The sequence below is a fragment of the Pseudocitrobacter sp. RIT415 genome, assembly GCF_003057695.2.
In the GTDB taxonomy this organism is placed as follows: Bacteria; Pseudomonadota; Gammaproteobacteria; order Enterobacterales; family Enterobacteriaceae; genus Pseudocitrobacter; species Pseudocitrobacter faecalis.
The window spans coordinates 38510-54475 of sequence record NZ_QBJC02000004.1 but is presented as its reverse complement, the minus strand read 5'-3'; the positions used below and the strand labels follow the sequence as shown (position 1 = coordinate 54475).

The 15966-nt window shown below is 56.4% G+C and carries 11 protein-coding genes; 6 read left to right on the top strand and 5 right to left on the bottom strand.

The window, feature by feature from the left end:
- Window positions 1-126 precede the first annotated feature (126 nt).
- The gene (gene fepB, locus DBY68_RS05740; RefSeq protein WP_108473967.1) at window positions 127-1092 is read left to right on the top strand and encodes a Fe2+-enterobactin ABC transporter substrate-binding protein; all 966 of its coding nucleotides are present in this window, start codon (window positions 127-129) and stop codon (window positions 1090-1092) included.
- 84 nt (window positions 1093-1176) lie between these two features.
- Here the strand turns inward: fepB and entS are convergent, their stop codons facing one another.
- A complete protein-coding gene (gene entS / locus DBY68_RS05735; RefSeq protein WP_108474104.1) occupies window positions 1177-2418 on the bottom strand; it encodes an enterobactin transporter EntS in 1242 nt (413 codons plus the stop codon).
- A gap of 112 nt (window positions 2419-2530) precedes the next feature.
- Here entS and fepD point away from each other — a divergent pair, with 112 nt between their 5' ends.
- From fepD to fepC, 3 genes are read left to right on the top strand one after another with little or no spacing between them, the layout of a single operon-like run.
- Window positions 2531-3538, top strand: coding sequence for a Fe(3+)-siderophore ABC transporter permease (fepD, locus tag DBY68_RS05730; RefSeq protein ID WP_108473968.1), 1008 nt, complete (start codon window positions 2531-2533; stop codon window positions 3536-3538).
- Window positions 3535-4527, top strand: coding sequence for an iron-enterobactin ABC transporter permease (gene fepG, locus DBY68_RS05725; RefSeq protein WP_108473969.1), 993 nt, complete (start codon window positions 3535-3537; stop codon window positions 4525-4527). The genes fepD and fepG overlap by 4 nt, the downstream gene beginning before the upstream one ends.
- Window positions 4524-5327, top strand: a complete 804-nt coding sequence (fepC, locus tag DBY68_RS05720) for an iron-enterobactin ABC transporter ATP-binding protein (protein WP_108473970.1) — start codon at window positions 4524-4526, stop codon at window positions 5325-5327. The genes fepG and fepC overlap by 4 nt, the downstream gene beginning before the upstream one ends.
- 82 nt (window positions 5328-5409) lie before the next feature.
- On the opposite strand, the gene wzz(fepE) is transcribed toward fepC, so the two are convergent.
- Complete coding sequence (gene wzz(fepE) / locus DBY68_RS05715) at window positions 5410-6546, bottom strand: LPS O-antigen length regulator Wzz(fepE) (RefSeq protein ID WP_108473971.1); 1137 nt, start codon at window positions 6544-6546, stop codon at window positions 5410-5412.
- A gap of 409 nt (window positions 6547-6955) precedes the next feature.
- Between wzz(fepE) and waaB the strand changes: the two genes are divergently transcribed.
- Window positions 6956-8095 (top strand): lipopolysaccharide 1,6-galactosyltransferase, encoded by a 1140-nt coding sequence (waaB, locus tag DBY68_RS05710; protein ID WP_108473972.1) that lies wholly within the window; start codon window positions 6956-6958, stop codon window positions 8093-8095.
- A 29-nt stretch (window positions 8096-8124) separates the two neighbouring features.
- On the opposite strand, the gene entF is transcribed toward waaB, so the two are convergent.
- Genes entF through fes form a run of 3 tightly spaced genes read right to left on the bottom strand, consistent with a single transcriptional unit; the run spans window position 8125 to window position 13459 of the window.
- Entirely contained in the window at window positions 8125-12000 is a 3876-nt protein-coding gene (entF, locus tag DBY68_RS05705; RefSeq protein WP_108473973.1) for an enterobactin non-ribosomal peptide synthetase EntF, read from the bottom strand.
- Window positions 11997-12215: an MbtH family NRPS accessory protein gene (locus DBY68_RS05700; protein WP_108473974.1), complete on the bottom strand. Its 219-nt coding sequence runs from the start codon at window positions 12213-12215 to the stop codon at window positions 11997-11999. The genes entF and DBY68_RS05700 overlap by 4 nt, the downstream gene beginning before the upstream one ends.
- 29 nt (window positions 12216-12244) lie before the next feature.
- Entirely contained in the window at window positions 12245-13459 is a 1215-nt protein-coding gene (gene fes, locus DBY68_RS05695) for an enterochelin esterase (RefSeq protein WP_108473975.1), read from the bottom strand.
- A gap of 252 nt (window positions 13460-13711) precedes the next feature.
- Between fes and DBY68_RS05690 the strand changes: the two genes are divergently transcribed.
- The gene (locus DBY68_RS05690; protein WP_108473976.1) at window positions 13712-15940 is read left to right on the top strand and encodes a TonB-dependent siderophore receptor; all 2229 of its coding nucleotides are present in this window, start codon (window positions 13712-13714) and stop codon (window positions 15938-15940) included.
- The last annotated feature ends 26 nt before the right edge of the window (window positions 15941-15966 follow it).

Below are 15966 nucleotides of genomic sequence, written 5' to 3'. Positions count from 1 at the left end.
CGGCTTTGCAGCGCAAGTGCGCAATACCCCGCGCTTTTTACGGTATTTCTTCATAGACTTGCATCAGGCAGGCACAATGATTGAAAATGAGAAGCATTCACCACATCATAAACAGGATACTGCGTTGTGAACTTTCCTACTCTGCCCCACAAATTGTTGCTGTTATGCTTTGTCAGCCTTTTAGGACTATCCTCAGCCTCCGCCGCCGACTGGCCGCGCCAGGTTAGCGATAGCCGTGGCACAATCACGCTTGAACACAAGCCGGAACGGATTGTCTCCACCAGCGTCACCCTTACCGGTTCACTGCTGGCGATTGATGCGCCAGTGATTGCCAGCGGGGCCACCACGCCGAACAACCGCGTGGCCGACAGTCAGGGTTTCCTGCGCCAGTGGAGCGATGTGGCGAAGCAGCGCAAACTGGCGCGCCTCTATATTGGCGAACCCAGCGCTGAAGCCGTCGCCGCACAAATGCCGGATTTAATTCTCATCAGCGCCACCGGTGGTGACTCGGCGCTTGCGCTCTACGACCAGCTTTCCCCTATCGCCCCGACGCTTATCATCAACTATGACGATAAAAGTTGGCAGGAACTGCTGACGCAGCTTGGACACATCACCGGCCAGGAAAAAGCTGCCAGCGCGCGCATTGCAAGCTTTGATAAAAAACTCGCCGAGGTGAAACAGCACATCACCCTGCCGCCACAGCCAGTCAGCGCGATGGTATACACCGCGGCGGCACACAGCGCGAACCTGTGGACGCCGGAGTCTGCACAGGGCAAGCTGCTGGAACAACTGGGCTTTAAACTGGCGACGCTGCCCGAAGGTCTGCATGCCAGCCAGAGTCAGGGAAAACGTCACGATATTATTCAACTTGGCGGGGAAAATCTGGCAACGGGCCTTAACGGCAAAAGCCTGTTCCTGTTCGCGGGTGACCAGAAAGATAGCGACGCTATCTATGCCAACCCGCTGCTTTCCCATCTGCCTGCGGTACAGCAAAAGCATGTTTATGCTTTAGGCACCGAAACCTTCCGCCTGGACTACTACAGCGCGATGCTGGTGCTGGAGCGGTTGTCTGCGCTGTTTAGCGCGAAGTAACGTTTTGCCGGATGCGGCGCGTTGCGCCTTATCCGGCCTACCGACATTCGCAGGGGTTGCCGGCCGCAACGGTCACAGGTCGATTTACCCTTCAACAATCACCGGCTGCTGGCGGAAACGTCGCAGCTCGGTTAACAAGCCAAACAGGATCACGCCAACAATCGCCAGTGCCCAACCGCTGGCACTGGCCGACGCAACTGGCGTCAGAATGGCCCCTAATCCGCCAAGCAACGCCGCGCCAATGGCATCGCCCGTCACGTTCTGTGCCGTCCATAATCCGTTGATACGCCCAAGCATTGCTTCCGGTGTTTGCGTCTGAATCAAGGTGTACTGCAACAGCGAGCTAATTGCGCTCAACCAGCCGAACAGCGCCAGACACACCACGCCCATTGCCCACACGGGCATTAACGCGAACAGGCCAATCGCCACGAACGCCGCCACAGTGGACACCAGCATGATGCGCCCAGGGCGCTCATGGCGCGCCAGATTACCGCTGGTCAGCGCGCCAAACGCCGCACCCAGCGGGATCGCCGCATACAGCAGGCCAATCTGCGCCGCCGACATCTGCCAGTTAAGCGCAAGCGCCGGATAAAGCACGCGCACCGCACTCGCCATGGTCAGCAAACCGCCCAGCAGGGCAATGCCGCCAATCAACGGGCTGGCGAGCAGAAAGCGGAAGCCCGCCACCAGCGAGGCCAGCGGATGTTCCCGCTGCTGCGGCGGAGGGGGTAATTGCGGCAGGCGCAGCAGGGTCAACGTGGTAATAAAGGTGCCCAGCGCCGCCAGCAGGTAGTTCCAGGAGACACCGCCGGATGCCAGCAGCAGGCCGCCCACCATCGGTGAAATCACCGAACCCAGACGTACCGTCAGCATGGTGATCGCCCCGGCTTGCATTAAATTCTCGCGCCCGACCAGCACCGGCGTCGCCGCCAGCAACGCCGTTACGCCAAGCGAGGCAAAGAAGCCATCCCATAAGCCCAGCAGATAAATCGCAATCAGCGAGGGTTCCGGCAGCAGGGCATTCAGCCACAGACCAATAAAACCGATGCCGCAGGTGCCACGCGCCAGCAGAATCAGCTTGCGGCGCTCGTACCGGTCGGCCAGCACGCCGCCGACCATCAGGCCGATAAACATCGCCCCGCCAGTGAGTGTGACCGAAAGCCCCACCTGCCAGGTGGAATGGGTCATCATTTGGATTTGGACTGGAACGGCTACGCCGAGGAGCCCCAGAGAGAGAATAGAGATAAATCGGGCGATAAAGACGGCACGAAAGGCCGGATGCGTTTTGAGCAGGCTAAGGTTCAGCAGCCAGGATTGTCGATTCATTACAGCGCCTTGATGCTTTTTTTTCATACCATTTTCGTGGGCGCACATGCTAACATAAACGAATAAGATAGATAACGATAATTACTATCATTATCAACTTCAGGGATGTGTTATGTCGTTTTCCACTACCGCGCTACGCGCCTTTGCGCTGCCCGGTTTATTTTTGCTGCTCCTCCTCGCAGTAACACTCAGCTTACTTATCGGCGCGAAAGCGCTTCCTGTGTCCGTGGTCGTCGATGCCTTTAGCGGAACTTGTCAGAGTGCAGACTGCACTATCGTGCTTGATGCCCGTCTACCCCGAACGCTGGCAGGATTACTGGTAGGGGGGGCGCTGGGCCTGGCCGGGGCATTGATGCAAACGCTCACCCGTAACCCGCTGGCTGACCCCGGCCTGCTCGGCGTCAACGCCGGGGCCAGTTTTGCCATCGTGCTGGGCGCGGCGCTACTCGGTATTGCCTCACCGGAACAGCAGCTGGTAATGGCCTTTTGTGGCGCGTTTGTAGCGTCATTGATTGTGGCCTTTACCGGCAGCCAGGGCGGCGGCCAGTTGAGCCCGGTTCGCCTGACGCTGGCCGGTGTCGCGCTGGCGGCAGTGCTGGAAGGCTTAACCAGCGGCATCGCTCTCCTCAACCCGGACGTTTATGACCAACTGCGTTTCTGGCAAGCGGGATCGCTGGACATTCGCACCTTTACCACGCTGAAAGTGGTGCTGGGCCCCGTACTTATTGCCGGTATCGCTGCCCTGATGCTCAGCCGCGCGCTCAACAGCCTGAGCCTCGGCACTGACACCGCCACCGCGCTCGGCAGTAAAGTGGCGCGTACACAAATTTTCGGCCTGTTGATCATCACCGTACTGTGCGGTAGCGCCACGGCGGTTGTCGGCCCGATTGCCTTTATTGGCCTGATGATGCCGCATATTTCTCGCTGGTTGGTCGGGGCCGATCACCGGAGATCGCTGCCTGTGACGTTACTGGCAACCCCTTCCCTGCTGCTGTTCGCCGATATTATTGGCCGCTTAATCGTGCCCGGTGAGATGCGCGTCTCGGTCGTCAGCGCGTTTATCGGTGCGCCGGTGCTTATCTTCCTGGTACGACGTCAGCGCGCGGGAGGTGGTCGATGATTGCCCCGTCTCGCCGTTTAGTCGTGACCTGTCTGCTGCTGGCTGCCGCTTGTCTGCTGGTGATGATCTGGAGTCTTCGCAGCGGCGCGGTCACGCTGGAGTTTAGCCAGGTGCTTTCCGCCCTGTTGGGGGATGCGCCGCGCGCTATCACCATGGTGGTGACCGAATGGCGTTTGCCCCGCGTGGTCATGGCGCTGGTGATTGGCGCGGCGCTCGGCGTCAGCGGCGCTATTTTTCAGTCACTGATGCGCAATCCGCTCGGCAGCCCTGATGTGATGGGCTTTAATACCGGCGCATGGAGCGGCGTGCTGGTCGCTATGGTGTTCTTCGATCAGCACCTTACCGCCATTGCGGTCGCCGCGATGGTGGGCGGTATTCTGACCGCGCTGATTGTCTGGCTGCTGTCCTGGCGCGACGGCATTGATACTTTCAGGCTTATTATCATCGGCATCGGCGTGCGAGCAATGTTGGTAGCCTTCAATACCTGGCTGCTGCTACGCGCGTCGCTGGAAACCGCGATCTCTGCCGGGCTGTGGTATGCGGGCTCACTCAACGGTCTGACCTGGGCAAAAGCCTGGCCGTCGGTGCCGATTATTATCGTGATGTTGGTCTGCGCCGCTCTGCTGGTGCGCCGCTTACGGCTACTGGAGATGGGCGATGACACCGCCTGCGCGCTTGGCGTTCGCGTAGAATATTCGCGCCTGCTGATGATGTTTGTTGCCGTCTTCCTGACGGCGGCGTCCACCGCGCTGGCAGGGCCGATCTCCTTCATTGCGCTGGTCGCACCGCATATTGCCCGCCGTCTCAGCGGCACTGCGCGCTGGGGTCTGATGCAGGCAGCACTCTGTGGCGCGCTGCTGCTGGCCGCCGCCGATTTCTGCGCACAGCAGTTGTTCCTGCCTTATCAGCTTCCGGTCGGCGTCGTCACCGTAAGCCTGGGCGGTATTTACCTTATTGTGTTGCTTATTCAGGAGTCCCGCAAAAAATGACCGTTTCTCAGCCCCGTTTGCGCGGTGAACAGTTAACGCTGGCCTATGGTAAAAAGACGATTGCGGAAGACCTTAACGTCACCATTCCCGATGGCCATTTCACCGCAATTATTGGCCCCAACGGCTGCGGAAAATCGACCCTTTTACGTACGCTCAGCCGTTTGATGACGCCCACGCAAGGGCATGTTTTTCTCGATGGCGAACATATTCAGCATTATGCCAGTAAGGAAGTCGCGCGCCGCATTGGGTTACTGGCGCAAAATGCCACCACGCCGGGCGATATCACCGTGCAGGAACTGGTAGCACGCGGACGTTATCCGCATCAGCCGCTGTTCACTCGCTGGCGTGAGGAGGATGAACGCGCGGTGGCGAAGGCGATGCAGGCCACGGGGGTGACAAATCTCGCCAGCCAAAGCGTCGATACACTGTCGGGCGGTCAACGTCAGCGCGTGTGGATAGCGATGGTGCTGGCGCAGGAAACGGCCATTATGCTGCTGGATGAGCCGACCACCTGGCTTGATATCAGCCATCAAATCGACCTGCTGGAACTGCTGAGCGAACTTAATCGTCAACAGGGTTACACGCTGGCGGCGGTACTTCACGACCTGAACCAGGCCTGCCGTTACGCCACGCATTTGATTGCATTGAAGGAAGGAAAGATTGTCGCGGAGGGCGCACCGGGCAAGATTGTCAGCGCAGAACTTATTGAGCAGGTTTACGGTTTAAAATGCATGATCATTGAAGACCCGGTTGCCGGCACACCGTTGGTGGTGCCGCTTGGACGAACCGGGCGTGCCTGATATTTGCCCGGTGGCGCTACGCTTACCGGGCCTACGTGAGTGGCCGGATAAGGCGCTACGCGCCGCATCCGGCAAATGCTCATTAGGCTAATTGCTCTTCCAGGGGAGTCGCTTCTTCAAGCTTGCGAGAAAGCATTGCATTTTGCAGCAGCACCGCACCGCAACCCACCATGCCTCCCACCAGCCCGGCCAGCAGAATGATCAACGCTTTACCCGGGCCATCTTTCTTCACTGGCAATGATGGCGTGAGCTGATATTTAAACGGCTCGAACGACACATCGGAGATATTCAGCGCAGTTAACTGCTGAACATGATATTGCAGGTTACGCAGGTCACCATTAATATCCGCAAGATCCGTTACGCCCTTTTCAATCTGCAGTTTTTTCGCAATACCATCGGCACCTAATGCAATAGAGAAATCAGGATCGTCTTTAACCGCCTGGCCATTGCTGTATACCGGTTTTGCAATACCCGCTGCGGTCGCAATCTCCAGCGAATAATGCAGACGATTAATCTTCGCATCGAGCTGGTTCTTTAATTTTATCAGCTCCAGCGCCAGTTTTTCTTTCTCAAAATGGGTTTTAATATCGAGACGGTTACGCATATCGTCCAGCGTCTCTTTCACCACAATTGCTGAGATGTAATCGATGTAGCCCTTGAGAACCTTCTGTGCTTCTTCCGGGTTTGGGCCGGTAAAGCTCAGCGTCCAGGAGGTGAATAACGCAGGCTCATTCTTCTTACCGAAGTTGTTATCTACCGCTTTCATTTTATCGCTCAGGCCAACAATGGCCCGGTGCAGATCCAGCGGGTCAATTTCAGCCCCTTTCAGCTGATCCATAATCACCGGCGATGTGCGCAGATACTCTTCCAGCAGCGAAAGTGAATTAAATTTCTTAATAAACTGGGTGAACACCTCGGACTTTTTGACGCTCACATCAACATCCAGCACGCGTAATGCCACCAGCGTCTTCTCAAGCTCCTGCCACTGGCTCGGTTCGGCGGTGGTGATCACCGCCTGGCTGGTCCATTTTTGCGGCATCAGGAACGACGCTAATAGTCCTACCACGGCAAATCCGAACGCGATTGCAATAATGCGTGTTTTCGCGCGCCATAAAATATCCACCAGGTGGAGCAAATCAATTTCTTTACTGTTTGAAGAGAGAGCTGGATAGGAAGAGAAGTCTGAATCTTTGTTAGGTTTTATATTAATTGATGACATGCTGTATGTCCTGCAGCGGTTCTGATAGATAACATCCCGACAACATAATACCAGAACTTCAGATTATTCCTACTCTAAATTGCCTATATTGTAAGCACGCTACCAATAATGGCAGGAAAACCGGGCTCGATGTTACTGCCATGTAACAAAACAGCACTCCCTCAAATAAAATGCATTCGAATAATTCATATCGATAATAATGCATCAAGAACAGTTGCCACTCTCAAATAGTCAGAACGGCAATAACCCGTGATCACGATCACATTTTGACAGTTCCACTCCCCTTCCGGAAATATTCCAAATTGAGCCCTATTTTGAGCAAAGTTAAAATTAGTCTAAGACTGCCAGTCTCCTTTCGGCTATTTCATTAACAGCATCATCACAATAAGGTTCAAGTGGATAAAAAATAATGAAAATAGTATTTATTGGTGAATCTATTTCAGGTTTTGGCGGAATGGAAACGGTGATTCGCAATGTCATCAAGACATTAAGCGCCGAACCGTTCTCCGCGCAATGTAAAATATTTTTTACCTGTCGCAAGAATGACATGGATAAGAAATGGCTTAAAGACATTGATGCACATTACTCCATTTCGACTATCAAAATTTCATCTTTACGCAGAGCGAAACACCTTCGCGCCCTGCGTGGCTGGCTTGCTGATGAACAGCCCGACGTGGTTATCGCTATCGACCCACTATCATGCTTCTATGCCAGTAAGGCGCGCTTAAAAATTAACGGCCACTTTACGCTATTTTCCTGGCCACATTTTTCGCTGGACCATAAAAAGCACGCAAAATATATCACCTGCGCCGATGAGCATCTGGCTATTAGCTGCGGCATCCGCCAGCAGATGATTAAGCGAGGCGTACCCGAAAAGAATATTCACGTCATCTATAATCCAACAGATAAAACGCCGATCGTTATTCCCGCCCATAATCAGGAGGATATTCCAACCTTTATCTATGTTGGGAGATTAAAATTCGAAGGGCAGAAACGGGTTAAAGATTTACTCGACGGTTTATCCCGCGTACCCGGACGCTGGAAATTACATGTTATCGGTGACGGCTCTGACAGCGATCGCTGCAAAACATATGCCCAGGAGTTATGTATTGCGAGTCGAATTACCTGGCATGGCTGGCAGGCACAACCGTGGAAAGTGGTGCAGGAAGAGATAGGCCAGGTGACGGCACTGCTGCTGACCTCCTCTTTTGAAGGTTTCCCCATGACGCTGCTGGAAGCGATGGCGCGGGGTATTCCTTGCATCAGTGCAGACTGTGTCTCCGGGCCGGGCGATATCATCATTCCCGGAGTGAATGGTTGCCTCTATCCGCCAGGCGAACGGGCAGAACTTTCAGCGCTTATTTCAGCCATGATAAACGGTGAGATAACGTTCGACCATACGGCAATTCCGGCCACCATCGAAGCGTTTTATGCCGATAATTACTATCGCAGATTAAATGACATCTTGTGTTCGCGCGCCAGGACACCTTCCCTTTCATTTCAGGAAAGCCAAAAAAAGCGCACGCGACTGACTACCGCACTGAACTAATACCCTCCCCCGAAAGGGAGGGTAAGCGGTTATTGTTCGCCAAGAATACGCTTCAGTACCGGGCCAATCGTCACAAAGGCCTGCGGTGAGATAATATCGACGTGGGCGCAATCCTGACGATAGACTTCCAGCTCACCGACCCACGGAGCCCAGGCCTGCTGCGGATCCATGCCTTCCGGTAGCGTGCGTTCAGCGACAAACAGCGTCGCCCTGCCATCGAACCGGGCGCTATGCGCGGTGGTCAGTAACCTCACCGCATCGGCATAGTTGCCTTCGATAGCGGTAAACAGTTCACCAGAGGTTTGCCCTTGTTGAGCGGCGAGAAACGCCTCGCGCTCGCGGGCGATTTCAGCCAGCACTTCCGGATCCAGACCGTTGGCTTCTTTTTCCGACCAGTTTTGCGTTTCCGGCGGCCAGGTATCGAGTAAGCCCAGGAATGCCACCGCTTCACCGCGTGCACGCAGCCGCGCGGCAATGCCTTGCGCCAGCGTGCCGCCCAGCGAATACCCGAACAGATAGTACGGCCCATGCGGTTGCTGCGCCAGAAGCGTAGCAAGATGATGGTCGCAAACCTCGTCCAGTGTCGCGGCATGCTGCATCGGCCCTTCCGGGCGCGGCGACTGGATACCGGTAATCGACCAGTTTTCTGGCAGATAGCGCGCCAGCACGCTGAATTGCCAGGCAAAACCCGAGGCCGGATGGAAGCAAAACAGCGTTGGCCCATGGATTTCACGCAGCGGAAGCAGCGTCTCATAGCCCAGGCGCTGCGCCTGTTCGTCATTTTCAGCCTCCAGCAGCGCGCTGAGTTTGCTCACCGTAGAGGCCACCATCACCTGCCCCGGCGTCACCTGACGCCCGGTTTCCTGACTCAACTGGGCGGCAAGGCGCATCGCCAGTAGCGAATGTCCGCCCAGCGCGAAGAAATCCGCTTCCACATCCCTAATCTCGCAACCGAGAAGCGTGCTGAACGCCTGCGCCACCAGCGTTTCCGTGCCTGCCAATGGCGGGCGGCTTTGCGTGCTTACGGTCAGTTGCGGCAGCGGTAAGGCTTTACGATCGAGCTTCCCGTTAGCGCTCAGCGGCAGAGAATCCAGTTGAAGCAGCACGACCGGCACCATATGCGGCGGCAATTGTTCACGTAGCTGCGCCAGTAAAGTGTCACGATCCAGCGGTAAACCCGATTCTGACACCAGATAACCGACCAGCTGACGCGCGTCGCCGCCGGTGGCTGCCGCCTGGTTGATGACGCAGGCATGGGTGACCGCCTGCGCCACATCCGGCAGGCTTTGCATTACGCGGTCAATTTCCCCCAACTCAATACGCTGGCCGCGAATTTTCAGCTGATCGTCACTGCGTCCCAGATACTCCACCGCGCCGTTTTCCAGCCAGCGTGCGACATCCCCGGTGCGATACATACGCTCACCCGGCGCAAACGGATCGGCAATAAAGCGGCTGGCGGTGAGATCGGGTCTCCCCAGATAGCCTTGTGCCAGTTGAATGCCGGTCAGATACAGATCGCCCGCAATTCCCATCGGAACCGGGCGCATCATTGCATCAAGAATGCGTAATCCGGTATTCCACACCGGATAACCAATCGGCACGCTATTTCCGGTGGTATTCGCCAGTTCCTTGCCAAACGCCGGATACCAGCTCACGTCCACGGCGGCTTCCGTCGGGCCATACAGATTATGCAGTGGGGCGTGCGTAAGCTGTTCCCACTCGCGGCAAAGCTGTGCAGGCAGTGCTTCGCCGCTACAGAACACGCGCTTCAGCGTACGGCAACAACGTGCCGTCTCCGGCGTCAGCGAGGCCACAAACGCCGCCAGCATCGACGGGACAAAGTGTGTGGTGGTGACGCCATATTCTGCGAAGAATTGCTGCATCGCCTGCGGATCGCGGTGAGCTTCCGGCTCGGCCATCACCAGTTTCGCACCGGCGATAAACGGCCACCAGAATTCCCAGACCGAGACATCAAAACTGCACGGTGTTTTCTGCGCGACCACATCATCAGCCGTCAGCGGATAGTGATTCTGCATCCACAACAGACGGTTGACGATGGCTTCATGTCCGACCATCACACCTTTTGGTCTGCCAGTAGAACCTGAAGTAAAGATGATATAGGCCGTCTGTTGCGGCGTCGTCAGGCCCAATGGTTCACAGCCATCTACCGGCAACGGTTCGTTGTAGCAAAGGCTTTCAATGTTCGGGAAACGATCACGCTGATCGGCTGAGGTGATCAGCAGTTTCGGTTTCGCATCTTCCAGCATCATGTGCAGGCGATCGTCCGGGTAGCCCGTATCAAGCGGCAGCCATGCGGCTCCGGCTTCCACGATCCCGTGCAACGCCAGCGTCAGGAACACAGAACGCGGCAGCGCCACTGCGACACTGTCGCCCGGCTGAACGCCGTGAGCGCGTAATAACCGCGCAAGTGCCAGCGTCTGCTCGCGCAATTCACGATAGCTAAACTGATAACGTGCGTCCGCCAGCGCCGGGGCATCTGGCGTTTTTGCCGCCTGCTCCGCCACCAGCGAATTCAGCGTGGCCGCCGGGATCGCATGCGCGGTGGCGTTAATTTTTTCTAACTGCGCGTACTCGTCGTCAGAGAGCAAATCCGCATCGCCGCAGGCTAACGCCGGGTTATCCGCGAATTGCTGCAATAAAGCACTGAGGCGTGCAATGTGGCGTGTAAGCGTCGGCTCGTCATAGCGCTGCTGGTTTGCCAGCACTTCCAGCGTCAGGCCGCCCGACTCATCCGGGAACAGCGCCAGTTCCAGATCATTCACCGGGCCGGTCGCCAGCGTATGGGTCGTCGCCCGTACATCCGTGAAGGCCAGATGGTAATCAAATACTTTGACGTTAAAGACCGGGCCAAACAGCGGTTCATCGCCCGCCGCGCGACCGCTGTCGCGCACAATCTGCTCGGCATCGTAACGTTGATGACGACGCATTTTCTTCAGTTGCCCGGAAAGGCGTACCGCCAGCTCTGCCAGCGTTTCTTTTCCATTCAGGGTGACGGAGAGCGGCAACACATTCAGCACCGGCCCGGTGGCGGTTAACGCCGCCGATCCCATACGACGCATAAAAATAAACCCGGCGGCAAAGTCGCTGCGCCCGCATAAACGCCCAAGCCAGAGCGCGCTCAATGCCAGCGCCAGATCGGCACGCTGGCACTGCGGCGCCGAGGCCGCCAGACGTGAAAATGCGTGGCGATCGGTGGTCAGTTTTAGCCGCCAGACATCGGTGGTTTCCGCGCGACCTGGCAGCGGAACGGGAGAGAGTGATATCGGTGACGGCAGCGATTGACGCTGCTCGCGCCAGAACGCGCCGTCACGCTGATACGCCTCGCTTTCCCGATAGCGCTGGTATTCCTCCACCACCTCAGTAAACGGGGTAAATGGCGATGCTGGCGTCGGTTCCCCCTGCTGCCAGGCGCGGTAAATTTCGCTGATTTGGCGGGTAATTGCCGGGAAACTGAAGCCATCTACCAGCAAATGATGATAACGCTGATACCAGTACCAGCGTCGGTCACCAACGCGATAAAGCTGATGACACAGCAGCGGATTACCGCTGTCCAGACGCAGGTTTTGCGCCAGATCGGCCTGCATCAGGTGCATTGCGGCCTGGTGCGGGTCGGCATCCGCGCGAAGATCGTGTATGCCAGGCGTTGTGAACGTCAGGCTGTCGTCAACCTGCTGCCACGGCTCGCCGTTGTCCTCGCCAAAACGCATACGTAACGTATCGGCCTGATTCACCCCGGCGACAATCGCGCGCGCCAGCAGTTCGCCATCCACTTCGCCTTCCAGCTCAACATAATGCGCCACGCTCCAGGCATTGGGTAACGTTGAGAGTTTTTCCGCCATCCAGATCCCCGGTTGGGCGGCGACTAACGGTAAACGCGGGCTCATGCGGCCCCCTTCTCAGACGCATAGTGCGACGGGGTAAGCGTTGACCAGTTATCCGTGAGCCAGGCATTGCAGGCGTCAATAGATTGCGGCTCACTCATCACGCGCCAGCCCGCGGGCAGCGCGCACTGGGCAGGCCATAGACTAAACTGCTGCTGTTCATTTTGCAGAAGATAAAACAGCCCCTGCACATCGTCGAAGGGGTTACTAACTTGCATACCAAACTCCTGTCGTTAATCGTGCTTTGCTAGTCGGCGTGAACCAAAGGTTCCCAGAGCGTCATCAGCCCCGCGGTTAACCCGCCACGCCAGCAAAGCGCATCATGCCCGCCGTCAACCTGACGCCAGAAAATCGACTGCTGTGTTTGCTGTAGTTGTGATAAGAGCGCCTGATTGGCGCGAAAGATAATCGGCTCGCGTACACCGGCTTCCAGCACGATGCGCAAGGCTGCTGGCTGTATCTCACCGCTTTTGAGGCGTTGCAAAATCAGCCCTTCTTCCTGGCCGCCGCGATGCGGCCACCAGTACGATCCCGACTGGCTTAATATGCAGCCAAAACGCTCCGGCCAGTAAAGCCCGGCGTAGAGCGATGAGAGGCCGCCGAAACTCTGCCCGGCCACCACGGTGCGATCGGCGCGATCGCTAAACGGCGCGATGGCCTGAACTTGTGGCAGGAGTTCCTGCTGTACCGCCTGCCAGAACGTCGGGTTACACGGCAGTTCTACGCTGCGGTGCGCATTGTCGATCACGTCGATCAATAAATAGACCGCCGGAGGCAGTTTTCCAGCCTGGGTTAACGCCGTCAGCGCCGGCCACACGGGCATGCTTTCCGCCCAGAACTGACCATCCAGCAGCACCGCCAGCGGCCTGTCGGAATCACGCTCCTCACCGGTAGTAAAAATCCACGCTCGCCGGGTATTATTCAGGATCGTGCTATGCCATTTAACACACTGCGGCGCGTTCCAGTGCGCCGCAGGCACCGTCCATCCCGGCTGTTCCGGGGCATCGGGCATCTCCAGCGCCGAGACCGCATGGCCGCGCCCGCCCTTCCAGCTTTGGGGATTTGACGGATCCGCCACCGCACGTGGCAAGAGCTTGCGCCAGCCTTCGCGCAGCAGCGCACGATCCGGCACGCTTTGGCTAAAGATCGCTGCCGGAAAATCATCTTCGCGTTCAGAAGGGGCAAAGCAGTAGCTTCCCCGCCAGGTGGCAGGCAGCGTCGTTTGCCAGAACCAGGCATCCGTATCAGGCAGGCGTTCCAGCGTTTGTGGCGCGGAGTTGTGGTGATGATCGGTGACGCCGGTGATGTAAATCCACACCCGACGAACAGGGGATGTTTGCGCGGTTCCTTCGGGATCGCGCCACCAGAATGTGACCTGATAGCGATCGCCAACGCGTTCATAATGTGGGCCTTTTATCGTCGCCCACCAGGCATCGCTTCCTGTTGCTAACTTCTCCGTCACGTTAACCCCATGTTTAGTGTGGAATTTTTTGTTACATGTAAAAATCTATTGATAATATTATTGATAACTATTTGCATTTGCAATAACGTATTGGCGCGCAAGAGATGTCTTTCAAATTAAAAGATTAGTCAGGAACCGCTTTCTTCCCCATGGATGGCAGCTTTCGCAGTTCCCTGACACAACTCATGCCGCCTCTCCTCCCCGTGGGAATGGAGCAAGTGGAGAAAGCGGCGAAGAAAAGCAGGATTAGTGATGAATAACAAGATCAAATCCCTGGCCTTACTGGTCAATTTGGGTATCTACGGCGTCGCCTTCCCCCTCAACGCCGCAGAAACCGCCTCCACCAGCGAAACCGAATCCACTGGCGAGACGATGGTCGTCACCGCCGCGCAGCAGAATCTCCAGGCGCCGGGCGTTTCGACCATTACCGCTGATGAAATCCGTAAAAATCCGGTTGCGCGCGATGTGTCGGAAATTATCCGTACCATGCCAGGCGTGAACCTGACCGGTAACTCCACCAGCGGCCAGCGCGGCAACAACCGCCAGATTGATATTCGCGGGATGGGCCCGGAAAACACCCTGATCCTGATTGACGGTAAACCGGTCAGCAGCCGTAACTCTGTGCGTCAGGGCTGGCGCGGCGAGCGTGATACCCGTGGCGATACCAGTTGGGTACCGCCGGAGATGATCGAACGTATTGAGGTCATCCGTGGCCCGGCGGCAGCCCGTTATGGTAACGGCGCAGCGGGCGGCGTGGTGAATATCATCACTAAGAAAGGCGGCAATGAGTGGCACGGGTCGTGGGATACCTACTTCAACGTGCCGGAGCACAAAGACGAAGGTGCCACCAAGCGTACTAACTTTAGCCTGAGCGGCCCGATGGGCGGTGATTTCAGCTTCCGTCTGTACGGTAACCTGGATAAAACGCAGGCGGATGCGTGGGATATTAACAAAGGGCATCAGTCAGAACGTACAGGAATCTACTCCGACACGCTGCCTGCAGGCCGTGAAGGCGTCATCAACAAAGATATCAACGGCCAGGTGCGTTGGGACTTTGCGCCGATGCAGTCTCTGGAGTTCGAAGCGGGCTATAGCCGCCAGGGTAACCTCTACGCCGGTGATACCCAGAACACCAACAGCAACCAGCTAGTGAAAGATAACTACGGCAAAGAGACTAACCGTCTTTACCGTCAGAACTACTCTGTCACCTGGAACGGCGGCTGGGATAACGGCGTGACTACCAGCAACTGGGTACAGTACGAGCACACTCGCAACTCCCGTAAAGGTGAAGGTCTGGCGGGCGGTACGGAAGGGATCTTCTCCACCAACGACTATGTGAATATCGATCTGGCCGATCTGATGTTGCACAGCGAAGTGAGCATTCCGCTCGACCTGCTGGTTAATCAGAACCTGACGCTGGGCACCGAATGGAACCAGCAGCGCATGAAGGATTTAGGTTCGAATACCCAAACCTTTATGGGCGGCGACGTTCCGGGCGCAACCAGCACGAACCGTAGCCCTTATTCGCAGGCTGAGATTTTCTCTCTGTTTGCCGAAGACAACATTGAGCTGACCGACAGCACCATGCTGACGCCAGCGCTGCGTTTCGACCACCACACCATTGTCGGCAACAACTGGAGCCCGTCGCTGAACCTGTCTCAGGGTCTGGGCGATGACTTCACTCTGAAAATGGGTATCGCGCGTGCTTATAAAGCGCCAAGCCTGTATCAGACTAACCCGAACTACATTCTCTACAGTAAAGGTCAGGGTTGCTATGCCAGCGGCGGTGCCTGCTATCTGCAGGGTAACGACGACCTGAAAGCAGAAACCAGCATCAACAAAGAGATTGGTCTGGAGTTCAAACGTGATGGCTGGCTGGCCGGTGTGACCTGGTTCCGTAACGATTATCGCGACAAAATTGAAGCGGGCTACTCTGCGGTTTCCAGTAACGCCAGCGGTACCGATATCTATAAATGGGAAAACGTGCCGAAAGCCGTAGTTGAAGGCCTTGAAGGAACGTTGAACATTCCGGTTAGCGAAACGGTGAACTGGACCAACAACATCACTTACATGCTGCAAAGCAAGAACAAAGAGACCGGCGATCGCCTGTCCATCATTCCGGAGTATACGCTGAACTCAACTCTGAGCTGGCAGGTACATCAGGATGTCTCCTTGCAGTCGACCTTCACCTGGTACGGCAAGCAGCAGCCGAAGAAGTACAACTATAAAGGGCAACCGGCCACGGGCCCGGAAACGGAAGAAGTCAGCCCTTATAGCATCGTTGGCCTGAGCGCAACCTGGGATGTGACCAAAAACGTCAGCCTGACCAGCGGCGTGGATAACGTCTTCGATAAACGCCACTGGCGTGAAGGTAATGCCCAGACCACGGGCGGGGCGACCGGTTATATGTATGGCGCAGGCGCGAATACCTATAACGAATCTGGCCGTACCTGGTTTATGAGCGTGAACACCCACTTCTAATTGTAATGTTGTTCCGGATCCTCTCC